Origin of the sequence: Phyllobacterium sp. CL33Tsu (assembly GCF_900113985.1) — a bacterium.
GTDB lineage: Bacteria > Pseudomonadota > Alphaproteobacteria > Rhizobiales > Rhizobiaceae > Phyllobacterium > Phyllobacterium pellucidum.
In genome coordinates, this window is sequence record NZ_FORJ01000001.1 from 1,439,679 (window position 1) to 1,455,650 (window position 15,972).

Genomic DNA, 15,972 nt, shown 5'->3' on the forward strand with positions numbered 1-15,972 from the left:
CGATTTAAAAATATTTAAATTCTTTAAATCGATTAAATATTTGAAACTATTCAATTTTTCTGCTTTTGACGAGACGTAGCCGCGTTCTTGTATGATGATGCAAGAATGCGGCGAATGCATCTATTGACCCTAACAACGGCGGACACATGACTAGAGAAACCGGTATCCACAACGCGTCAATCGCGCTCGGCAACTCAGGCTTGAAGGAACTTGCGGCGGTTTATTACAACCTCGAAGCAGCTGAACTTTATGAAGAAGTCGTACGCCGCGGCGAAGCACAGCTAACCGCCCAGGGTGCATTGGTCGCCCGGACCGGTCAGCACACGGGACGCTCGCCGAAGGACAAGTTCGTCGTGCGCGACGGTTCCACCGAAGCACATGTCTGGTGGGACAACAACGCTCCGATTTCACCGGAAAAATTCGAATTGCTCTATGCCGACTTCATGGCGCAGGCGAAAGGCAAGGAACTCTTCGTTCAGGATCTCGTCGGCGGCGCCGATGACGACTACAAGCTCAACACCCGCGTCATCACCGAGTTTGCCTGGCATTCCCTGTTCATCCGCAATCTGTTGATCCGTCCCGATCGCGACAAGCTCGCGAGCTTCGTGCCGCAAATGACGATCATCGACCTGCCGTCATTCCGTGCCGATCCCGCGCGCCATGGCACGCGGACGGAAACGGTCATCGCTGTCGACCTCAATCGTCTCATCGTTCTCATCGGCGGTTCGGCCTATGCGGGGGAGATGAAGAAATCCGTCTTCACGGCATTGAACTATATTCTCCCCGCCAAGGGCGTGATGCCGATGCACTGTTCGGCCAATGAGGGTCCTGATGGCGATACCGCCGTATTCTTCGGCCTCTCCGGTACCGGTAAGACCACGCTGTCGGCTGATCCTTCGCGCACGCTGATCGGCGACGACGAACATGGCTGGGGCGAGCACGGCGTCTTCAACTTCGAAGGTGGCTGCTATGCCAAGACGATCCGTCTGTCCGCCGAAGCGGAGCCCGAGATCTACGCGACGACGCAGCGTTTCGGCACCGTTCTCGAGAACGTCGTTCTGGACGCAAGCCGTCAGCCCGACTTTAATGACGGTTCGCTGACCGAGAACACACGCTGCGCCTATCCACTCGACTTCATTCCGAATGCATCGAAGACAGGCAAGGCGAGCCATCCGAAGAATATCATCATGCTGACCGCCGATGCGTTCGGCGTCATGCCTCCCATCGCAAAACTGACGCCGGCGCAGGCGATGTACCACTTCCTCTCCGGCTATACCGCCAAAGTCGCGGGCACGGAGCGTGGAGTTACCGAGCCGGAGGCGACCTTCTCCACTTGCTTCGGCGCGCCGTTCATGCCACGCCATCCTTCGGAATACGGCAACCTGCTGCGCGAACTCATCGCCGAGCACGGCGTCGATTGTTGGCTGGTCAATACCGGCTGGACTGGCGGCGCCTACGGTACCGGCAAACGCATGCCGATCAAGGCGACGCGGGCTCTCCTCTCGGCAGCGCTCGATGGTTCCTTGAAGAACGTCGAGTTCCGCACGGATCCGAACTTTGGCTTCGACGTGCCGGTTTCCGTGCCAGGCGTCGATCAGTCGATCCTCGATCCGCGCTCGACCTGGGCCGACGAGGCAGCCTATGATGCCCAGGCGATGAAACTCGTCGATATGTTCGTTCGCAACTTCGGCAAATTCGAAAGCCACGTGGATAGCGATATCAGGGCTGCCGCGCCGCATATGCCGGTCGCCGCAGAATAGGCCAGAAATTCTTAAGAGCCCCGCCCACCGCGGCGGGGCTCTTTGCATTTGATGCAGCTTTGCGCGAATCAAAGATTGGGTTACCAATCTGGCATGGAAGAGAGCCGCACCCGGATCAAAATCACCAACCGGATCTGGATCGATGAAAGCGATCTGGAGGAGAGCTTCATTCGCTCGGCTGGACCCGGCGGCCAGAATGTCAACAAAGTTTCGACCGCAGTGCAGTTGCGCTTTCTTGCGGCGAATGCGGGCCTGCCCAACGAAGTCTTCGCACGGCTCCTCAAGCTTGCCGGTCAGCGCGCGACGAAGGACGGCCATATCCTCATCGAGGCGAGCCGCTTCCGCACGCAGGAGCGCAACCGGGAAGATGCGCGCGAGCGGATGGTCGCGCTGATCGCCAAGGCGGCCGAGCCACCGCCACCGCCGCGCAAGAAGACCAGACCCACGAAAGGTTCGATCGAGCGTCGCCTCAAGGCGAAATCCGGCCGTTCCGACGTAAAGAAGATGCGTGGCAGGGTATCAGGCGACTAGAGTCTCGGTCGCCAATACCTGACGCTATAATCTGCTCGGGTGATTTTCTAGCCTTTTCAAGTCCTTCACGGAATGCCACAACTGCATATGTCGGTTTGAACAATTATCAGGAGCCAGTTATGGGACTGTTTGATTTCGTTAAATCCGTAGGCAAGAAAATCGGTATCGGCGACGACGAGCCAAAGGCCGAAGACCTGAAGAAGGAGCTCGACTCCCACGAGCTCGGTACCGAAAATGTCGAGGTCGTGGTTCAGGGCGACAAGGCCGTTCTCAAGGGCAATGTGACCAACCACGAAATTCTCGAAAAGGCGATTATCGCCGTTGGCAATTCCCTTGGCATCTCCAAGGTCGAAACCGACGAGCTCAAGATCGACAATGCGCCGACCGGATCGATTGAAAAGGCCCCGGTGTTCTATACGGTCAAGAAGGGCGACAATCTCTGGAAGATCGCCGAAGCCCAGTATGGCAAGGGCAAGGGCGCCAAAAACACGCTTATTTTCGAGGCCAACAAGCCGATGCTCACCCATCCGGATAAGATTTATCCGGGCCAGGTGCTGCGCATTCCAGAACTCAAATAACCCCTTTCATTAGGCACGGCCCGGTCCTGCCGGGCCGGCAAGCTTTGCATTCAAAACGATGATCCTGCTCGCACCTGGAATTCGCTATTATCCCGATTATTTTGATCAGGCGGCGCAGGCTGCATTGTTAGAGGATATCAGGGCGGTGGTTGCACGGGCACCGCTTTGTGTTCCGGCAATGCCGAAAACCGGCAAGGAGATGAGCGTGCGCATGACCAATTGCGGCGCGCTTGGCTGGGTGACGGACAAGGAGCGCGGCTATCGCTACCAGCCTGTGCATCCAGTCACCGGGGAACCTTGGCCCCCAATTCCCGAGCGCCTGCAACAGCTCTGGCATCATATCTCCGAATTCCCGATGCCGCCCGAAGCCTGTCTGGTGAATTTCTATTCGGACACCGCCAAGATGGGACAGCACCAGGATCGCGACGAGCAAAATCTCAACGCACCCGTCGTTTCGGTTTCGCTTGGCGATGCCTGCCAGTTCCGCTTCGGCGGCACAAAACGAACAGATAAGACGCAGTCGCTGCGTTTATCGAGCGGTGATGTCATTGTGCTCGGCGGCGAGGGACGCCTCGCCTATCATGGCGTCGACAGGATCTATCCCGGAACATCGATGCTGCTCAAAGGCACTGGTCGCATCAACCTGACGCTTCGCCGGGTTACAGCTTCCTGAGCGCGACTTCCTCGATCAAGTGATTGTCGCCTTTGCGCAGGATAAGATCGGCACGGGGCCGTGTCGGCAGTATGTTCTCGCGCAGGTTCTTGAGGTTGATGTTGGCCCAGAGGCTTTCGCCGATGGCGCGCGCCGCGTCTTCTGAGATCGTGGAGTAACGATGGAAGAACGACGTCGGATCGCGGAATGCAGTCTCGCGCAGCCGCATGAAACGGCTTATGTACCACTTGTGGATCTGCTCTTCGTCGGCATCGATATAGATAGAGAAATCGAAGAAATCGGAGACGAACGGCACCATTTTTCCATCCTCCGGCAGGTCGCGAACCTGCAGAACGTTGATGCCTTCAAAAATCAGGATGTCGGGTGCATCGACGGTCTGAAATTGCCCGGGCAGGACGTCGTAGGTCAAATGCGAATAGAGCGGCGCGTTGACGTTGCGCTGGCCCGCCTTGATCGACGAGAGAAAGCGCAGGACCATGCCGACATCGTAGCTTTCGGGAAAACCCTTGCGTTCCATCAGGCCTTTGGCGCGAAGCACCTCGTTTGGATAGAGAAAGCCGTCGGTTGTGACGAGATCGACTTTCGGGCTCGACGGCCAACGCGCCAGCAATTCCTTCAACACGCGTGCCGTCGTGGATTTGCCAACCGCGACCGATCCCGCAATGCCGATAATAAACGGGGTCTTGAAGGATTCGCTGGTGTTGAGAAACCGGCGACGCTGGTAGAACAGAAGCTGGCTCGCCTCGACATGGGCCGACAGCAAGCGTGAAAGCGACAGGTAGATGCGCGTAACTTCATCGAGATCAATCGGGTCGTTCAGCGAACGCAACCGCTTGATCTCGTCGTAGGTCAGCGTCATGGGCGTATCGGCACGAAACTCCGCCCATCGCTCCGCACTGTAGAAGCGGTAAGGCGAAAACTCGCTGGGTGCCAATTGGTCCATGACTTCCCCTTCCCTCTGCCGTTCGCTCGTCGAAGACCGGAACACGATTAACCCTGCCCGCGCGCGGCTTTTTCCTCAAGCCCGGTTTGCGCCGTCCGCCGTTCGAGTTCGGCAAGCACGTCTTCAAGCTTGATGCCCGAGATTCCAAGAACAACGACAAGATGATAGAGCAAATCAGCACTCTCCGAAACAATCCCCTTGGCATCGCCGGAGACAGCCGCGATCACGGTTTCTACCGCCTCTTCACCAAGCTTCTGGCTGGCCTTGCCTATGCCCTTGGCGTAGAGGCTTGCCGTATAGGATCCGGCATCGGCGGAGGCCGCACGCTCTGCGACGATGCGTTCGAGGTCACTGAGGGTAAATGAGCTCATGGGTCGTCTCCAACTCAGTGGATGGGATCAAGGCGCACCGGAATTCCCGCTGCCGCCATGTGGGCCTTGGCTTCGCCAATCGAATACGTGCCGAAGTGGAAAATGGATGCTGCAAGAACGGCGGAGGCATGACCTTCGCGTATGCCTTCGACCATATGGTCGAGATTGCCGACCCCTCCCGATGCGATGACGGGAACCTTGACCGCATCGGCAATGGCGCGCGTCACCGGAATGTCGTAGCCGATCTTCGAGCCATCCCGGTCCATCGAGGTCAACAGAATTTCGCCGGCGCCGAGATCGACGACCCTGCGGGCAAAATCCACCGCATCAATGCCCGTGGCCTGCCTACCGCCGTGGGTGAAGATTTCCCAGCGGTCCGCCTCGCCTTCGCCTGATACTTTCTTTGCGTCGATGGCAACGACGATGCATTGATTGCCGAACTTGTCAGCCGCCTCGGCAATGAATTCGGGATTCTTGACGGCGGCTGTGTTGATCGAAACCTTGTCGGCCCCGGCAAGCAGCAGCTTGCGAATGTCGGCAACGGTACGCACGCCGCCGCCCACCGTCAGCGGCATGAAGCACTGCTCGGCCGTGCGAGCCACCACATCGAAAATCGTCTCGCGATTGTCCGACGAGGCGGTGATATCGAGAAAGCAAAGCTCATCGGCACCCGCCGCGTCATAGGCCTTGGCTGCCTCCACCGGATCGCCGGCGTCGATCAGATCGACAAAATTGACGCCCTTGACCACGCGTCCGTCCTTGACGTCGAGGCAGGGAATAACCCGGGCTTTAAGGGTCATGCGGCGCGCTCCCTTGCTTGCCGAAGCACCGTCAGCGCTTCCGCCGGATCGATGCGGCCGTCATAAAGTGCACGCCCGGAAATCGCGCCTTCGAGCCGTGCCGCATCGGGCATGGTCATGCGCACGATATCGGCGATCGAGGCAAGGCCACCCGAAGCGATGACTGGTATGGACACTGCTTCGGCCAGTTGCAGCGTCGATTCCCAATTGATGCCGGCCAGAACGCCGTCGCGATCGATATCCGTGTAGATGATCGCGGCGACGCCCGCACCCTCGAACTTCTGCGCAAGTTCAATCACGCCAAGCGTCGAAGCTTCCGCCCAGCCTTCGACCGCCACCTTGCCGCCCTTGGCATCGATGCCAACGGCAATCTTGCCGGGAAACGCCTTGCAGGCTTCGATAACCAGTGCGGGATCGCGAACGGCGACAGTGCCGAGGATGACCCGCGCGAGCCCTTTTGCCAACCACGACTCGATATGCGCGATGGTGCGGATGCCGCCGCCAAGTTGGACGGGATTTTTGGTCGCCTTGAGGATGGCTTCGACCGCCCCGCCGTTGACGGATTGGCCAGCAAAGGCGCCGTTGAGGTCAACCACGTGCAACCACTCGAAGCCCTGGTCCTCGAATTCCTTCGCCTGCGCCGCCGGGTCCGTATTGTAAACGGTCGCCTGCTCCATATCGCCGAGCCTCAAGCGCACGCATTGCCCGTCTTTGAGATCGATAGCCGGAAACAGTATCACGGGTTCCACCTCAGAAAGTTGGCGATGAGAGCCAGGCCGAGCGCCTGGCTCTTTTCCGGATGAAACTGCGTCCCCGCCATATTGTCGTTGGCAACAGCGGCCGTCACGCTGCCGCCGTAGTCGGTAACGGCGATCACGTCGTTTTCAAGCTCCGCATCGAGAAAATAGGAATGGACGAAATAGGCATGAAGGCCCTCAGGCCCCGTCCTGATTCCGTCGAAGAGCGGGTGCGGCCGCGTCAGGCGAATGGTGTTCCAGCCAATTTGCGGAATTTTCAGCGCCGGATCGGAAGGGACCATTTCGCGGACATCACCCTTGATCCAGTCGAAACCGACGGAGATCGTCTTCTCAAGCCCGCTCGACGCCATGAGCTGCATACCGACGCAAATGCCAAGGAACGGCCGCGCCTTGTCCATCACCACTTCATGGATCGCCTCGACCATTCCGGGAACGGCATCAAGACCTTTGAGACAATCGGCATAGGCGCCTACGCCGGGCAGAACGATGCGGTCGGCACTCAGCACCCGATCAGCATCCGCTGTGAGTTCGATCTCCGCATCTATTCCGGCTTCGCGCGATGCCCGCTCGAATGCCTTGGTGGCCGAGCGGAGATTGCCGGAGCCATAGTCGATGATGGCAACGCGCATGCTCAATTCTCCCCGCGATGGCTGACGAGCCCGACCATTCCGCCGAGCGGTGCCGGACGCGGCGTCGCCGCGAAACCCGGCGTTTCGGAGGTCGGGACGGGATTTTTAGCCGGGACCGGACGAAAACGCTCGGTTCCGAGAAACCAGATCGTTTCAGCGTCGCTTGCGTTATGCGCATCGACGACCCCGGCAAGTTCGAAGCCGCGGCGCTCGAGAGCGGCCGCGTGCCAATGGTTCGCCTCCAGTCCAACAAGCAGCGATACCAGAAGTCCGATTAGCCCGGCGGCGCCATCGTGGCCCGTATAGCTGCCCACCGCCGAAATCGCGACACCGGCCGCAAGCACCATGGCCGCCTCGAACCATAATTTGTGAAAGAGCAGCCAGACAAAAGGCAGGAGGAGCGCGAGAAACGCAAAGCCGTCGCGGATGAAGACGGTCTTGTCCTCATTACGCCCGCCATTGTCTGGTCGCTGTGTCAATACCAGGTAGCTCGCCATGACCCAAACCTCCGCTAGCCGTTGAGCGTACCCTTGGTGGAAGGGATCGCGTCCTTCTGCCTAGGATCGGTCTCGATCGCGTTACGTAACGTTTGTGCCACCGCCTTGAAACAGGTTTCGGCGATATGATGGTTGTTGGCACCGTAAAGGTTCGTTACGTGCAAGGTGATGCCGGCATTCTGCGACAGGGCCTGGAAGAACTCGCGAACAAGCTCAGTATCGAATGTGCCGATTTTCGGTGCCGAGAACTCTACTTGCCACACGAGAAACGGCCTGCCCGAAACGTCAAGCGCCGCTCTGGTCAGCGTCTCGTCCATTGCAAGGTCGAGCGAGGCATAGCGATTGATCCCGCGCCGGTCGCCGAGAGCCTTGGCGATCGCCTGGCCGATGGCAATGCCCGTATCCTCCACGGTGTGGTGATCGTCGATGTGAAGATCGCCATCTGCCTTGATGTCCATGTCGATCAGGGAATGGCGCGAGAGCTGTTCCAGCATGTGATCAAAGAATCCGACGCCCGTTGCCACGTTGAACGTGCCGGTGCCGTCCAGATTAACCGATACGGCAATCGAGGTTTCCTTGGTGGTCCGCTCGATCTTTGCCGTGCGTTTGTTAGGGCTGCTCATCTACTGTTTTCCCGCCACATGGATCCGCAAGCTGGCTTTCAATTGTGGCCTTCTAGAACATGGGCGGCGAATCTCCAAATGCTTTGATGGCGCAGATTCCGGCAGCATTTGCATTTCGGCGGCCGCGTCATACATAAGTGGCACAGAAGGGGTTCGACCTGCTGCCAATTGGAGCATAATCGGACCTGCTTGAAGGAGAACCCAATGCAAGAACACAATCCCTCCACCATGTATGGCACGACCATCGTTACGGTTCGCAAAAACGGCAAGGTCGTCATTGCCGGTGACGGACAGGTCAGCCTCGGCAACACGGTCATGAAGGGCAATGCACGCAAGGTGCGCCGCATCGGTAAGGGCAATGTCATTGCCGGATTTGCCGGCGCCACCGCAGACGCCTTTACCCTGCTCGAACGGCTTGAAAGCAAGCTTGAACAATATCCCGACCAGCTGATGCGCGCCTGCGTCGAGCTCGCCAAGGACTGGCGAACCGACCGCTATCTGCGCCGCCTCGAGGCGATGATGCTTGTCGCCGACAAATCGGTTACGCTGGCTCTCACAGGAACAGGCGATGTGCTGGAGCCGGAATTCGGCGTCATGGCCATCGGTTCAGGTGGCAATTACGCCCTCGCAGCAGCGCGCGCGCTTGCGGACACCGATCTTGGCGCCGAGGAAATTGCCCGCAAGGCCATGCAGATCGCCGCGGATATCTGCGTTTTCACCAATACGAGCGTTACCCTCGAGAGTCTCGATGCCGAATGAGCCACACTATCACTACCGCTTCATTCCGGTTGAGCCGCGCCACCTCAACATGATCATGGAGTGGCTGGCGGAACCGCATGTGGCGAAGTGGTGGGGCAAGAGCCCCGATGAAGAAATGGCCTTGATCATGGAAAGCATGGACAGCGTTTCGGTGGAACCCTTCATCATCATGCTTGGCGACGAAGCGATCGGCTATCTGCAGACCTATGATCCGCATCTGGAGGACGATCATCCCTATCAGGATCAGCCGACGGGAACGCTCGGTCTCGACCAGTTCATCGGCGAGCCCGACCTGATCGGACAGGGCCACGGGCCGAGGCTCCTCGACGAATTCGTATCGCTCCTGTTCGAAGAGGGCGTGCCCCGGGTGATCGTCGATCCCGATCCGGCCAACGCCCACGCGGTCAAAGCTTACAAGAAAGCAGGCTTTATCGCTTTCGACACCCGCACAACCATCTATGGTCCCGCCCTCATGATGGCGCGCGACAATCCTGAACTTTCTTCAGATGAAACGAGATTACAATGACAACATTTTCTCCCCGTGAAATCGTCTCTGAGCTCGATCGCTACATCATCGGCCAGAAGGACGCAAAACGCGCCGTTGCCATCGCCCTGCGTAACCGTTGGCGCCGCCAGCAGCTCGAGGGCCAGATGCGCGAAGAAGTCATGCCCAAGAACATCCTGATGATCGGACCGACAGGCGTCGGCAAAACCGAAATCTCGCGCCGCCTTGCCAAGCTCGCCGGCGCACCGTTCATCAAGGTCGAGGCCACGAAATTTACCGAAGTCGGCTATGTCGGCCGCGACGTCGAACAGATCATCCGTGATCTCGTCGAGGTCGCAATCGGCCTTGTCCGCGAAAAGAAGCGCGAAGAAGTGAAGGCTCGCGCTCACGTCAACGCCGAAGAGCGTGTCCTCGATGCCCTTGTTGGCAAGACGGCCAGCCCGGCAACGCGCGACTCCTTCCGCAAGAAACTTCGCGACGGCCTGATCGATGACAAGGAAATCGAGGTCGAGGTCGCGGAAACCGGCTCAGGCATGCCGAATTTTGAATTGCCGGGTATGCCCGGCGCCAATATCGGCGTGCTCAACCTCAGCGATATGCTCGGTAAGGCCATGGGCGGTCGCACCAAGACAGTGAAGACCACGGTCAAGGATTCCTACGGCGTTCTGATCAATGACGAGTCGGACAAACTGCTCGACCAGGAACAGATCACCAAGGAAGCCATGCGTTCGGCTGAGGATGACGGCATCGTCTTCCTCGACGAGATCGACAAGATCGCCGCGCGCGACGGCGGCGTCGGGGCCGGCGTTTCCCGCGAAGGCGTGCAGCGCGACCTGCTGCCGCTCGTCGAGGGCACGACTGTTGCGACCAAATATGGGCCGATCAAGACCGACCATATCCTGTTCATCGCCTCGGGCGCTTTCCATGTCGCAAAGCCCTCGGACCTCTTGCCGGAATTGCAGGGACGTCTGCCGATCCGGGTCGAGCTCAGTGCGCTTTCGCGCGATGACATGCGCCAGATCCTGACCGAGCCGGAGGCTAGCCTCCTGAAGCAGTATATCGCATTGATGGAAACGGAAGGCGTGACGCTCAACATTACGGACGATGCCATCGACGCGCTTGCCGATATCGCGGTGGACCTCAATTCTACCGTCGAGAACATCGGGGCGCGGCGGCTGCAAACCGTCATGGAGCGGGTACTTGACGAGATTTCGTTCTCGGCTCCGGACAAAGCCGGGACCGAACACACGATCGACGCCAAATATGTCCGCGAGACCGTCGGCGACCTTGCCAAGAATAGCGATCTTTCGCGCTTCATTCTCTAGTTTCCTGCAAGTGCGACAGCGGCGCATTTTGCAATGCGAATCAATGCCTCCCTGCCAGCCGGGGAGGCATTTTTCTTTTGAGCGGGGCGCTGACGATGAGGTTTTTCTGGCTTTCGCGTGAGCAAGAGGCTATTTGGAACGCCCGACGGAATTCTGGACCGCTATGAGAAACCACCTGATCTGCCTCACGATGAGCCTTGCGCTCGCGCTTTTTGCGGCCGTGCCGACGGCGACAGCCGTGACAGTCGTTCCGGAAGGAAATCGCAATGCCAGCCAGCCTGGCGTTCCGGCTGCGTCGGCAAAACGCACCCGCGATCTCAACACCACCTACGAAGCCAAGTACCAGAAGATCTACAATCTGCTGAAAACGGACTCCAAACTGCGCTCGAAGATCGCCAGCGTTGCCCGGACCTATGGCATCGATCCGGTTCACATTGCCGGCGCATTGATCGGCGAGCACACCTATAATGTCGACGCCTATGACCGCCTGCAAACCTACTACGTCAAGGCGATTTCCTACGTGCAGCAGGGCCTCGCATTCGACTATCAAGGCGAGACCATCGGGACTTTCGTCAAGCGCCCGCAATTTTCGGAATGCGCGCAGTTCAAGGACAGCTTACGTTTGTGGACCTGCCGGGAGGACGTTTGGGACCATGATTTTCGCGGCAAGACGGTAGGCGGCAAGCGCTTCCCCGACAACCGTTTCAGCACTGTGTTCTTTCAGCCCTTCTATGCCGGCCAGAGTTTCGGCCTCGGTCAGCTTAGCCCGCTGGTCGCATTGCAGATGACCGATATGGTCAATCGGTATTCGGGCCTGCCCAAGCTCGATGCCGACCACGCGGCCGAGGTCTACAAGACCATCATGGATCCCGATCTGACGTTGCCCTACATGGCGGCGACGCTGAAGCACTCCATCGAAGTCTACCGCCGCGTTGCCGATTTCGACATTTCCAAGAATCCCGGCGTCACCGCGACGCTGTACAATACAGGCGGTGCCGATGCACGCGCGCGCGCGCTAGCCGACGCCAACGCCGCGCGTATCGCCAATGGCCAGGCGCCTGAGTTTCCGGCCGAAAATTATTATGGCTGGCTGGTGAACGAGAAAATCGATCAGCTGCGGGCATTGTTCTAGACTACGGGTTCAGCGTTTCGGCACGGTTTTCAATCGCTCGATCAGTTCGCGGGCGGTCGCATCATCCATATCGGCAATGGTGATCGCCAGCAGGTTGGCAAGCTCTGTCGCTGCCGGCGAAAGACCGCCGGTATCGATGGTGACGCGCGGGTCCGAAATCATCGCGAGCCGCTGCAATTCCTCCGCCTCGTCCCAGATGATGTTGAAGTACTGGATGATGCGCTGCAGCTTGTCCCAGGTCGGTTGGCCACGATTGCCGTGCTCGAGTGCCGAAAGGTAAGCAGCCGAGACGCCGATCGCCTTCGCCATTTCCTTTTGGGAGATTCCCCGCTCGCCCCGGAGATCGCGAAGTTTTTTCCCGAACGGCGTCATGGCGCATCGCTCAGGCGGCGCATGCGCACATAGATTGCGCCGCTGCCGCCATGGTTGCGGGCCGCGTCCTCATAGCCATTGACCAGCGGGCGGAACGACGGCGTCGCAAACCATAGTGGCACAGCCTGCTTCAGCACGCCGTCGCTTCCGAATGAAGAACCCTTGCCGGTAATGACCAGCACGTAGCGCAGCTTGCGCAAATGCGCCCTTTGCAGAAATCCGAGCAGCAGCCCATATGCCTCGCTTTGCGTCAGGCCATGGAGATCGATCCTCGCCTCTATGTCGACGCGCCCGCGCGCGATCTTCTTGTGCGTCGGACGGTCGATCGGATGCAGACGATGCGGCGGCGGCGCTTTTGGAGCAGCAGCGCCGATGGCTGTCAGCTTTGTATTCGCCGGCGCGGACGGATGGATGGCTTCCTTCTCTGGGTCGTCGCTGAGAAAGAGCGGCTGGGTCTTGCCCTTCAACGGCCGCGCGGTCTTTGCCACCGTCTCCCAGAGGATCCGGTCTTCAAGCGTGGCGAATCCATCCTGCGGCCGCTTCCTCATCGCGCCGCGGCCAGCAGCGAACGGGGTACCAGCGCATAAAAATCGGCACGGTTGCGGATGCCGCCGGCGATTTCGCCGGCCGCGTCGCCCGATCCGGCAAAAAGATCGCCCCGGGCCGGGCCGACAATTGCCGAGCCGGTGTCCTGTGCAATCATCAAACGGGCAAAGCCGTCGCCGCCAAACGCCTTCAAGTTCGGCGCATTTATATAGAACGGCGTGCCAAATGTATGCAGCAATCGGTCAACGGCGAGCGAGCGGCCGTTGGTCAACGGCACTTTGGCTGCGGCGACAGGGCCAAGCGTTTCATCTTCGACATCGGCCTCGCGGAAAAAGATGTAGGAACGGTTGTTCCACATAAGCGCCTGGGCCTTGTCCGGATTTGCCGCCAGCCAGGCGCGGATAGCCTGCATCGACATTTTTTCAGGCGCAACTTCCCCGAGTTCGAGGAGAATCCTGCCGATACCGGTAAACCTGTGCCCCGTTTTCGCAGCATAGGTGATCCGCCGGAGGCGACCATCGGTCATCTTCAGGCGAGCGGCGCCCTGGACGTGAATGAAGAAGGCGTCAACCGGGCTTTCGACAAAGGCGATCTCGAGACCCTGGCCGGCGAGCGCACCCCTCTCGATTGCCGGTCGGTCGAAATATTCGGTCAAGCCTTCGGGCGTTTTTCGCGCAAAGGCGAAATAGGGATCGAAGCCTTGCGGTCGATTGCCGTCATCGACATCGACGAGATCGGCCGGGCGGCCGAGAAAAGGGACAGTGAACCGATCGGTGCGGACGGGCGAAGCCACTACCTCTGGCTCGTAGAAGCCCGTTACAAATCCATCCTCGGCATCCGCCGACCGGACAAGGGCCGGCCTGAACCAGCGCTCGAAGAACTGCCGCGCTGCCGCGTCGGTCTCCACCGATGTTTCACGTGAATCAGCAAAAATCGGCGCAAGCGCTTCAAAACCGATGCCAAGGGAGCCGCTCTTATAGGGCTTTTCCAGTACATGCTGCGCGGAGCGCCGGAAGGCTTCGAAAGCTGGAAGGTGGTGGTCGTCTTGCCAACCGGGGCAATCTGCAAAATCCACCGGCTTGAACAGGGGCGACAGCATGGCTTTATCTCAATTGCTGATTAATCTTCCGCTTCGGTCGCCACGAGCTTCCAGTTGGGGTCCTTCGAACGTGTGTCACGGGCGAAAGTCCAGACATCCTTGACCTCGGCAACAGCTTCCTTGTCGCCGTCGATGACCGTACCGTTCTTGTCGAGCGTTGCGGAAATGAGTTCGCTGACAATGCGCACAGTCACGTGCGATTCCGTGCCCTTCATCTCGGCGCCGATAATATCAGCCTTGTTGATGCCAACGAAGGACGACTGAACCTTTTCGCCGCGCGACTCCCGATCGGCTATTGCAGCGACGAAACCGTCAAACACTTCGCGTGACAGGAGCGACTTCAGCGTCTTGCGATCGCCATCGGCAAAGGACATGACGATCATTTCATAGGCCATTTTCGACCCGTCGAGGAATTTTGCCGGCTCGAATGTCGGATCGGCATTCTGAATCGCACGCAGTCCGTCATTGAGCGGGGTACCCGGCTTGGCAACAGCATCGACCTTTTCGAAGCTGCTTTCCTTCACTTCGCCGCGACGCGGCAGCGAAACAACGTTGTCGCTCGGCTTGGACTTGTCATCGACCTCGGCTGTTCGGGTATAGGGATTGAACGGAGGGCGCTCGTTGCCGGTCCGCCGGCCAAGGACCTTGCGCAGCTGGAGGAAGATCACCACCGCCGCCACGAAGAAGAAAATCGTTCCAAAGTCCAGATATTCCATGTCGCCTGCCACTCATCCCAGCGTTCGTTAGGGTCTTCGATCTTCTGCCGAAATACCAAATTCATATAGATTGCCAATGGCAATCATACAAATGCTCATCTTGCTTGCCTATATAGGCATGAAATCGACGCGGGGAATGGATAATATCCCCATATGTCCTTTGAAAGGTAAATTAGTTTTGCGATCGCTTTTCGTTCCCCTGCTCCTGCTGGCCTTGCCGTTCCTGGAGATTGCCGGATTTGTCATCGTCGGCAGCAAGATCGGCGTCCTCGCAACGCTGGGCCTGGTGATACTGTCGATCTTTCTCGGCGTCTTCCTTCTACGTGTACAGGGCTTCGGTCTGATCCAGCGTATTCGGTCCGAGACGGCAGCCGGTCGCACACCGGGGCGCGAACTCGTTCACGGTGTCATGCTGATCGTTGCGGCTTTCCTCCTGATCGTGCCCGGGTTCATTACCGATATCATTGGCCTGCTTCTGTTCATTCCCGCAGTGCGGGATGTCGGCTGGCGGCTGGTCAAGGACCGCATCGTCGTCGTCAAGCCCGGTATGCGCCGGTCGCCGCGTTCGGATCCGCCGGGTCGGAGGGACAGGGTGATCGATCTTAATCCGGAGGACTTTTCAAGGAAGCCGGACCCAGATTCGCCGTGGAACCCGAAACCTTGAGGCAGCGAGTTTTACGGCTCTGGGCTTCGGCTGCTGGAACTATAGGATTAGAGGTCGCGGCTTGCCTCGCTAAGGCACACATGCTAGCGAGCCACATCCAAATCGATAACCGCCGAAGCGGACGCAACAAAAGAAGGTTTCCAGACAATGGCTCAAAAGCCTGACGAGAATGCCGAAAACGGCAACGAAGTGACCAATGGGAATGGTACGAGCCCGCAGCAGACGCTGAACATTCTGGCTCAATATGTAAAAGACCTTTCTTTCGAGAGCCCGGGCGCTCCGCTTTCGCTGCGTCCGCGCGACAAGGCACCCGGGATCAGCATCAACGTGAACGTCAATGCCAATCCGATTGCCGAGAATGACTTTGACGTCGTTCTGACACTTTCGGCCAAGGCCGGCGAAGGCAAGGAAGTCCTCTTCAATGCCGAACTCGTCTATGGCGGCGTCTTCCGTCTCGTCGGTTTCCCGCAGGAACATTTGCTGCCGCTGCTCTTCATCGAGTGCCCACGCCTTCTCTTCCCGTTTGCGCGCCAGATCATTGCAGAAGCCACCCGCAACGGCGGTTTCCCGCCACTGATGATCGATCCGATCGATTTCGCGCAGATGTTTCAGCAGCGCATGGCCGAGGAACAGGCCAAGGCCAAGGTCAGTTGAGCCGACTACGTTTGATTTGAGAAGAACCCGGGCTGGT

Annotated in this window: 21 protein-coding genes; 10 read left to right on the top strand and 11 right to left on the bottom strand. The window is 58.7% G+C overall.

Annotated features, from left to right (window positions below; translation table 11 throughout):
* Positions 1-146 precede the first annotated feature (146 nt).
* The 4 genes from BM074_RS06945 (at position 147) to BM074_RS06960 (ending at position 3,542) form a co-directional block, all read left to right on the top strand.
* Positions 147-1,760: a phosphoenolpyruvate carboxykinase gene (locus BM074_RS06945; protein ID WP_091920694.1), complete on the top strand. Its 1,614-nt coding sequence runs from the start codon at positions 147-149 to the stop codon at positions 1,758-1,760.
* Between the two features lie 93 nt (positions 1,761-1,853).
* On the top strand, positions 1,854-2,291 hold the full coding sequence (gene arfB / locus BM074_RS06950; RefSeq protein ID WP_091920696.1) for an alternative ribosome rescue aminoacyl-tRNA hydrolase ArfB: 438 nt from the start codon (positions 1,854-1,856) through the stop codon (positions 2,289-2,291).
* 119 nt (positions 2,292-2,410) lie between these two features.
* Positions 2,411-2,869 carry a peptidoglycan-binding protein LysM gene (gene lysM, locus BM074_RS06955; RefSeq protein WP_091920698.1) on the top strand — a complete coding sequence of 153 codons (459 nt, stop codon included), beginning with the start codon at positions 2,411-2,413 and terminating at the stop codon, positions 2,867-2,869.
* A 58-nt stretch (positions 2,870-2,927) separates the two neighbouring features.
* On the top strand, positions 2,928-3,542 hold the full coding sequence (locus tag BM074_RS06960; RefSeq protein WP_091920700.1) for an alpha-ketoglutarate-dependent dioxygenase AlkB family protein: 615 nt from the start codon (positions 2,928-2,930) through the stop codon (positions 3,540-3,542).
* Here the strand turns inward: BM074_RS06960 and coaA are convergent.
* Genes coaA through hisB form a run of 7 tightly spaced genes read right to left on the bottom strand, consistent with a single transcriptional unit; the run spans position 3,529 to position 8,163 of the window.
* Positions 3,529-4,485, bottom strand: a complete 957-nt coding sequence (gene coaA, locus BM074_RS06965; RefSeq protein ID WP_027230913.1) for a type I pantothenate kinase — start codon at positions 4,483-4,485, stop codon at positions 3,529-3,531. The two genes, BM074_RS06960 and coaA, sit on opposite strands and share 14 nt — an antisense overlap.
* 47 nt (positions 4,486-4,532) lie before the next feature.
* On the bottom strand, positions 4,533-4,856 hold the full coding sequence (locus tag BM074_RS06970; RefSeq protein ID WP_091920702.1) for a phosphoribosyl-ATP diphosphatase: 324 nt from the start codon (positions 4,854-4,856) through the stop codon (positions 4,533-4,535).
* A gap of 14 nt (positions 4,857-4,870) precedes the next feature.
* Entirely contained in the window at positions 4,871-5,656 is a 786-nt protein-coding gene (hisF, locus tag BM074_RS06975; RefSeq protein ID WP_091920714.1) for an imidazole glycerol phosphate synthase subunit HisF, read from the bottom strand.
* A complete protein-coding gene (gene hisA, locus BM074_RS06980; RefSeq protein ID WP_091920716.1) occupies positions 5,653-6,396 on the bottom strand; it encodes a 1-(5-phosphoribosyl)-5-[(5-phosphoribosylamino)methylideneamino]imidazole-4-carboxamide isomerase in 744 nt (247 codons plus the stop codon). Before hisA ends, hisF begins: the two co-directional genes overlap by 4 nt.
* On the bottom strand, positions 6,393-7,043 hold the full coding sequence (gene hisH, locus BM074_RS06985; protein ID WP_091920718.1) for an imidazole glycerol phosphate synthase subunit HisH: 651 nt from the start codon (positions 7,041-7,043) through the stop codon (positions 6,393-6,395). Before hisH ends, hisA begins: the two co-directional genes overlap by 4 nt.
* A 2-nt stretch (positions 7,044-7,045) precedes the next feature.
* Entirely contained in the window at positions 7,046-7,540 is a 495-nt protein-coding gene (locus tag BM074_RS06990) for a DUF2628 domain-containing protein (RefSeq protein ID WP_091920720.1), read from the bottom strand.
* Positions 7,541-7,554: 14 nt separating this feature from the next.
* The gene (gene hisB, locus BM074_RS06995) at positions 7,555-8,163 is read right to left on the bottom strand and encodes an imidazoleglycerol-phosphate dehydratase HisB (protein WP_091920722.1); all 609 of its coding nucleotides are present in this window, start codon (positions 8,161-8,163) and stop codon (positions 7,555-7,557) included.
* Positions 8,164-8,367: 204 nt separating this feature from the next.
* On the opposite strand from hisB, the gene hslV reads away from it, so the two are divergent.
* The 4 genes from hslV (at position 8,368) to BM074_RS07015 (ending at position 11,884) form a co-directional block, all read left to right on the top strand.
* The gene (gene hslV, locus BM074_RS07000) at positions 8,368-8,922 is read left to right on the top strand and encodes an ATP-dependent protease subunit HslV (RefSeq protein ID WP_027230920.1); all 555 of its coding nucleotides are present in this window, start codon (positions 8,368-8,370) and stop codon (positions 8,920-8,922) included.
* Positions 8,912-9,448 carry a GNAT family N-acetyltransferase gene (locus BM074_RS07005; protein WP_027230921.1) on the top strand — a complete coding sequence of 179 codons (537 nt, stop codon included), beginning with the start codon at positions 8,912-8,914 and terminating at the stop codon, positions 9,446-9,448. Before hslV ends, BM074_RS07005 begins: the two co-directional genes overlap by 11 nt.
* On the top strand, positions 9,445-10,752 hold the full coding sequence (gene hslU / locus BM074_RS07010; RefSeq protein ID WP_027230922.1) for an ATP-dependent protease ATPase subunit HslU: 1,308 nt from the start codon (positions 9,445-9,447) through the stop codon (positions 10,750-10,752). The genes BM074_RS07005 and hslU overlap by 4 nt, the downstream gene beginning before the upstream one ends.
* Before the next feature lie 163 nt (positions 10,753-10,915).
* Complete coding sequence (locus tag BM074_RS07015; RefSeq protein WP_091920724.1) at positions 10,916-11,884, top strand: DUF1402 family protein; 969 nt, start codon at positions 10,916-10,918, stop codon at positions 11,882-11,884.
* A 9-nt stretch (positions 11,885-11,893) separates the two neighbouring features.
* Here BM074_RS07015 and BM074_RS07020 read toward each other — a convergent pair whose 3' ends face one another.
* From BM074_RS07020 to BM074_RS07035, 4 genes are read right to left on the bottom strand one after another with little or no spacing between them, the layout of a single operon-like run.
* Complete coding sequence (locus BM074_RS07020) at positions 11,894-12,256, bottom strand: helix-turn-helix domain-containing protein (protein WP_027230924.1); 363 nt, start codon at positions 12,254-12,256, stop codon at positions 11,894-11,896.
* Positions 12,253-12,804: a Smr/MutS family protein gene (locus BM074_RS07025; protein WP_091920735.1), complete on the bottom strand. Its 552-nt coding sequence runs from the start codon at positions 12,802-12,804 to the stop codon at positions 12,253-12,255. Before BM074_RS07025 ends, BM074_RS07020 begins: the two co-directional genes overlap by 4 nt.
* Entirely contained in the window at positions 12,801-13,901 is a 1,101-nt protein-coding gene (locus BM074_RS07030) for a murein transglycosylase A (protein WP_091920737.1), read from the bottom strand. Before BM074_RS07030 ends, BM074_RS07025 begins: the two co-directional genes overlap by 4 nt.
* 20 nt (positions 13,902-13,921) lie before the next feature.
* Positions 13,922-14,617 carry a Tim44/TimA family putative adaptor protein gene (locus BM074_RS07035; RefSeq protein ID WP_027230927.1) on the bottom strand — a complete coding sequence of 232 codons (696 nt, stop codon included), beginning with the start codon at positions 14,615-14,617 and terminating at the stop codon, positions 13,922-13,924.
* A 178-nt stretch (positions 14,618-14,795) separates the two neighbouring features.
* On the opposite strand from BM074_RS07035, the gene BM074_RS07040 reads away from it, so the two are divergent.
* Together BM074_RS07040 and secB are read left to right on the top strand one after the other, a co-directional pair.
* Positions 14,796-15,281, top strand: coding sequence for an FxsA family protein (locus BM074_RS07040; RefSeq protein WP_027230928.1), 486 nt, complete (start codon positions 14,796-14,798; stop codon positions 15,279-15,281).
* Between the two features lie 147 nt (positions 15,282-15,428).
* Complete coding sequence (gene secB / locus BM074_RS07045) at positions 15,429-15,935, top strand: protein-export chaperone SecB (protein WP_051614699.1); 507 nt, start codon at positions 15,429-15,431, stop codon at positions 15,933-15,935.
* Positions 15,936-15,972: the final 37 nt, after the last annotated feature.

Coding starts and splice junctions, on each gene's coding strand:
- BM074_RS06945 (WP_091920694.1), top strand. CDS start 147: ATGACTAGAGAAACCGGTATCCACAACGCGTCAATCGCGCTCGGCAAC.
- arfB (WP_091920696.1), top strand. CDS start 1,854: ATGGAAGAGAGCCGCACCCGGATCAAAATCACCAACCGGATCTGGATC.
- lysM (WP_091920698.1), top strand. CDS start 2,411: ATGGGACTGTTTGATTTCGTTAAATCCGTAGGCAAGAAAATCGGTATC.
- BM074_RS06960 (WP_091920700.1), top strand. CDS start 2,928: ATGATCCTGCTCGCACCTGGAATTCGCTATTATCCCGATTATTTTGAT.
- coaA (WP_027230913.1), bottom strand. CDS start 4,485: ATGGACCAATTGGCACCCAGCGAGTTTTCGCCTTACCGCTTCTACAGT.
- BM074_RS06970 (WP_091920702.1), bottom strand. CDS start 4,856: ATGAGCTCATTTACCCTCAGTGACCTCGAACGCATCGTCGCAGAGCGT.
- hisF (WP_091920714.1), bottom strand. CDS start 5,656: ATGACCCTTAAAGCCCGGGTTATTCCCTGCCTCGACGTCAAGGACGGA.
- hisH (WP_091920718.1), bottom strand. CDS start 7,043: ATGCGCGTTGCCATCATCGACTATGGCTCCGGCAATCTCCGCTCGGCC.
- BM074_RS06990 (WP_091920720.1), bottom strand. CDS start 7,540: ATGGCGAGCTACCTGGTATTGACACAGCGACCAGACAATGGCGGGCGT.
- hisB (WP_091920722.1), bottom strand. CDS start 8,163: ATGAGCAGCCCTAACAAACGCACGGCAAAGATCGAGCGGACCACCAAG.
- hslV (WP_027230920.1), top strand. CDS start 8,368: ATGCAAGAACACAATCCCTCCACCATGTATGGCACGACCATCGTTACG.
- BM074_RS07005 (WP_027230921.1), top strand. CDS start 8,912: ATGCCGAATGAGCCACACTATCACTACCGCTTCATTCCGGTTGAGCCG.
- hslU (WP_027230922.1), top strand. CDS start 9,445: ATGACAACATTTTCTCCCCGTGAAATCGTCTCTGAGCTCGATCGCTAC.
- BM074_RS07015 (WP_091920724.1), top strand. CDS start 10,916: ATGAGAAACCACCTGATCTGCCTCACGATGAGCCTTGCGCTCGCGCTT.
- BM074_RS07020 (WP_027230924.1), bottom strand. CDS start 12,256: ATGACGCCGTTCGGGAAAAAACTTCGCGATCTCCGGGGCGAGCGGGGA.
- BM074_RS07025 (WP_091920735.1), bottom strand. CDS start 12,804: ATGAGGAAGCGGCCGCAGGATGGATTCGCCACGCTTGAAGACCGGATC.
- BM074_RS07030 (WP_091920737.1), bottom strand. CDS start 13,901: ATGCTGTCGCCCCTGTTCAAGCCGGTGGATTTTGCAGATTGCCCCGGT.
- BM074_RS07035 (WP_027230927.1), bottom strand. CDS start 14,617: ATGGAATATCTGGACTTTGGAACGATTTTCTTCTTCGTGGCGGCGGTG.
- secB (WP_051614699.1), top strand. CDS start 15,429: ATGGCTCAAAAGCCTGACGAGAATGCCGAAAACGGCAACGAAGTGACC.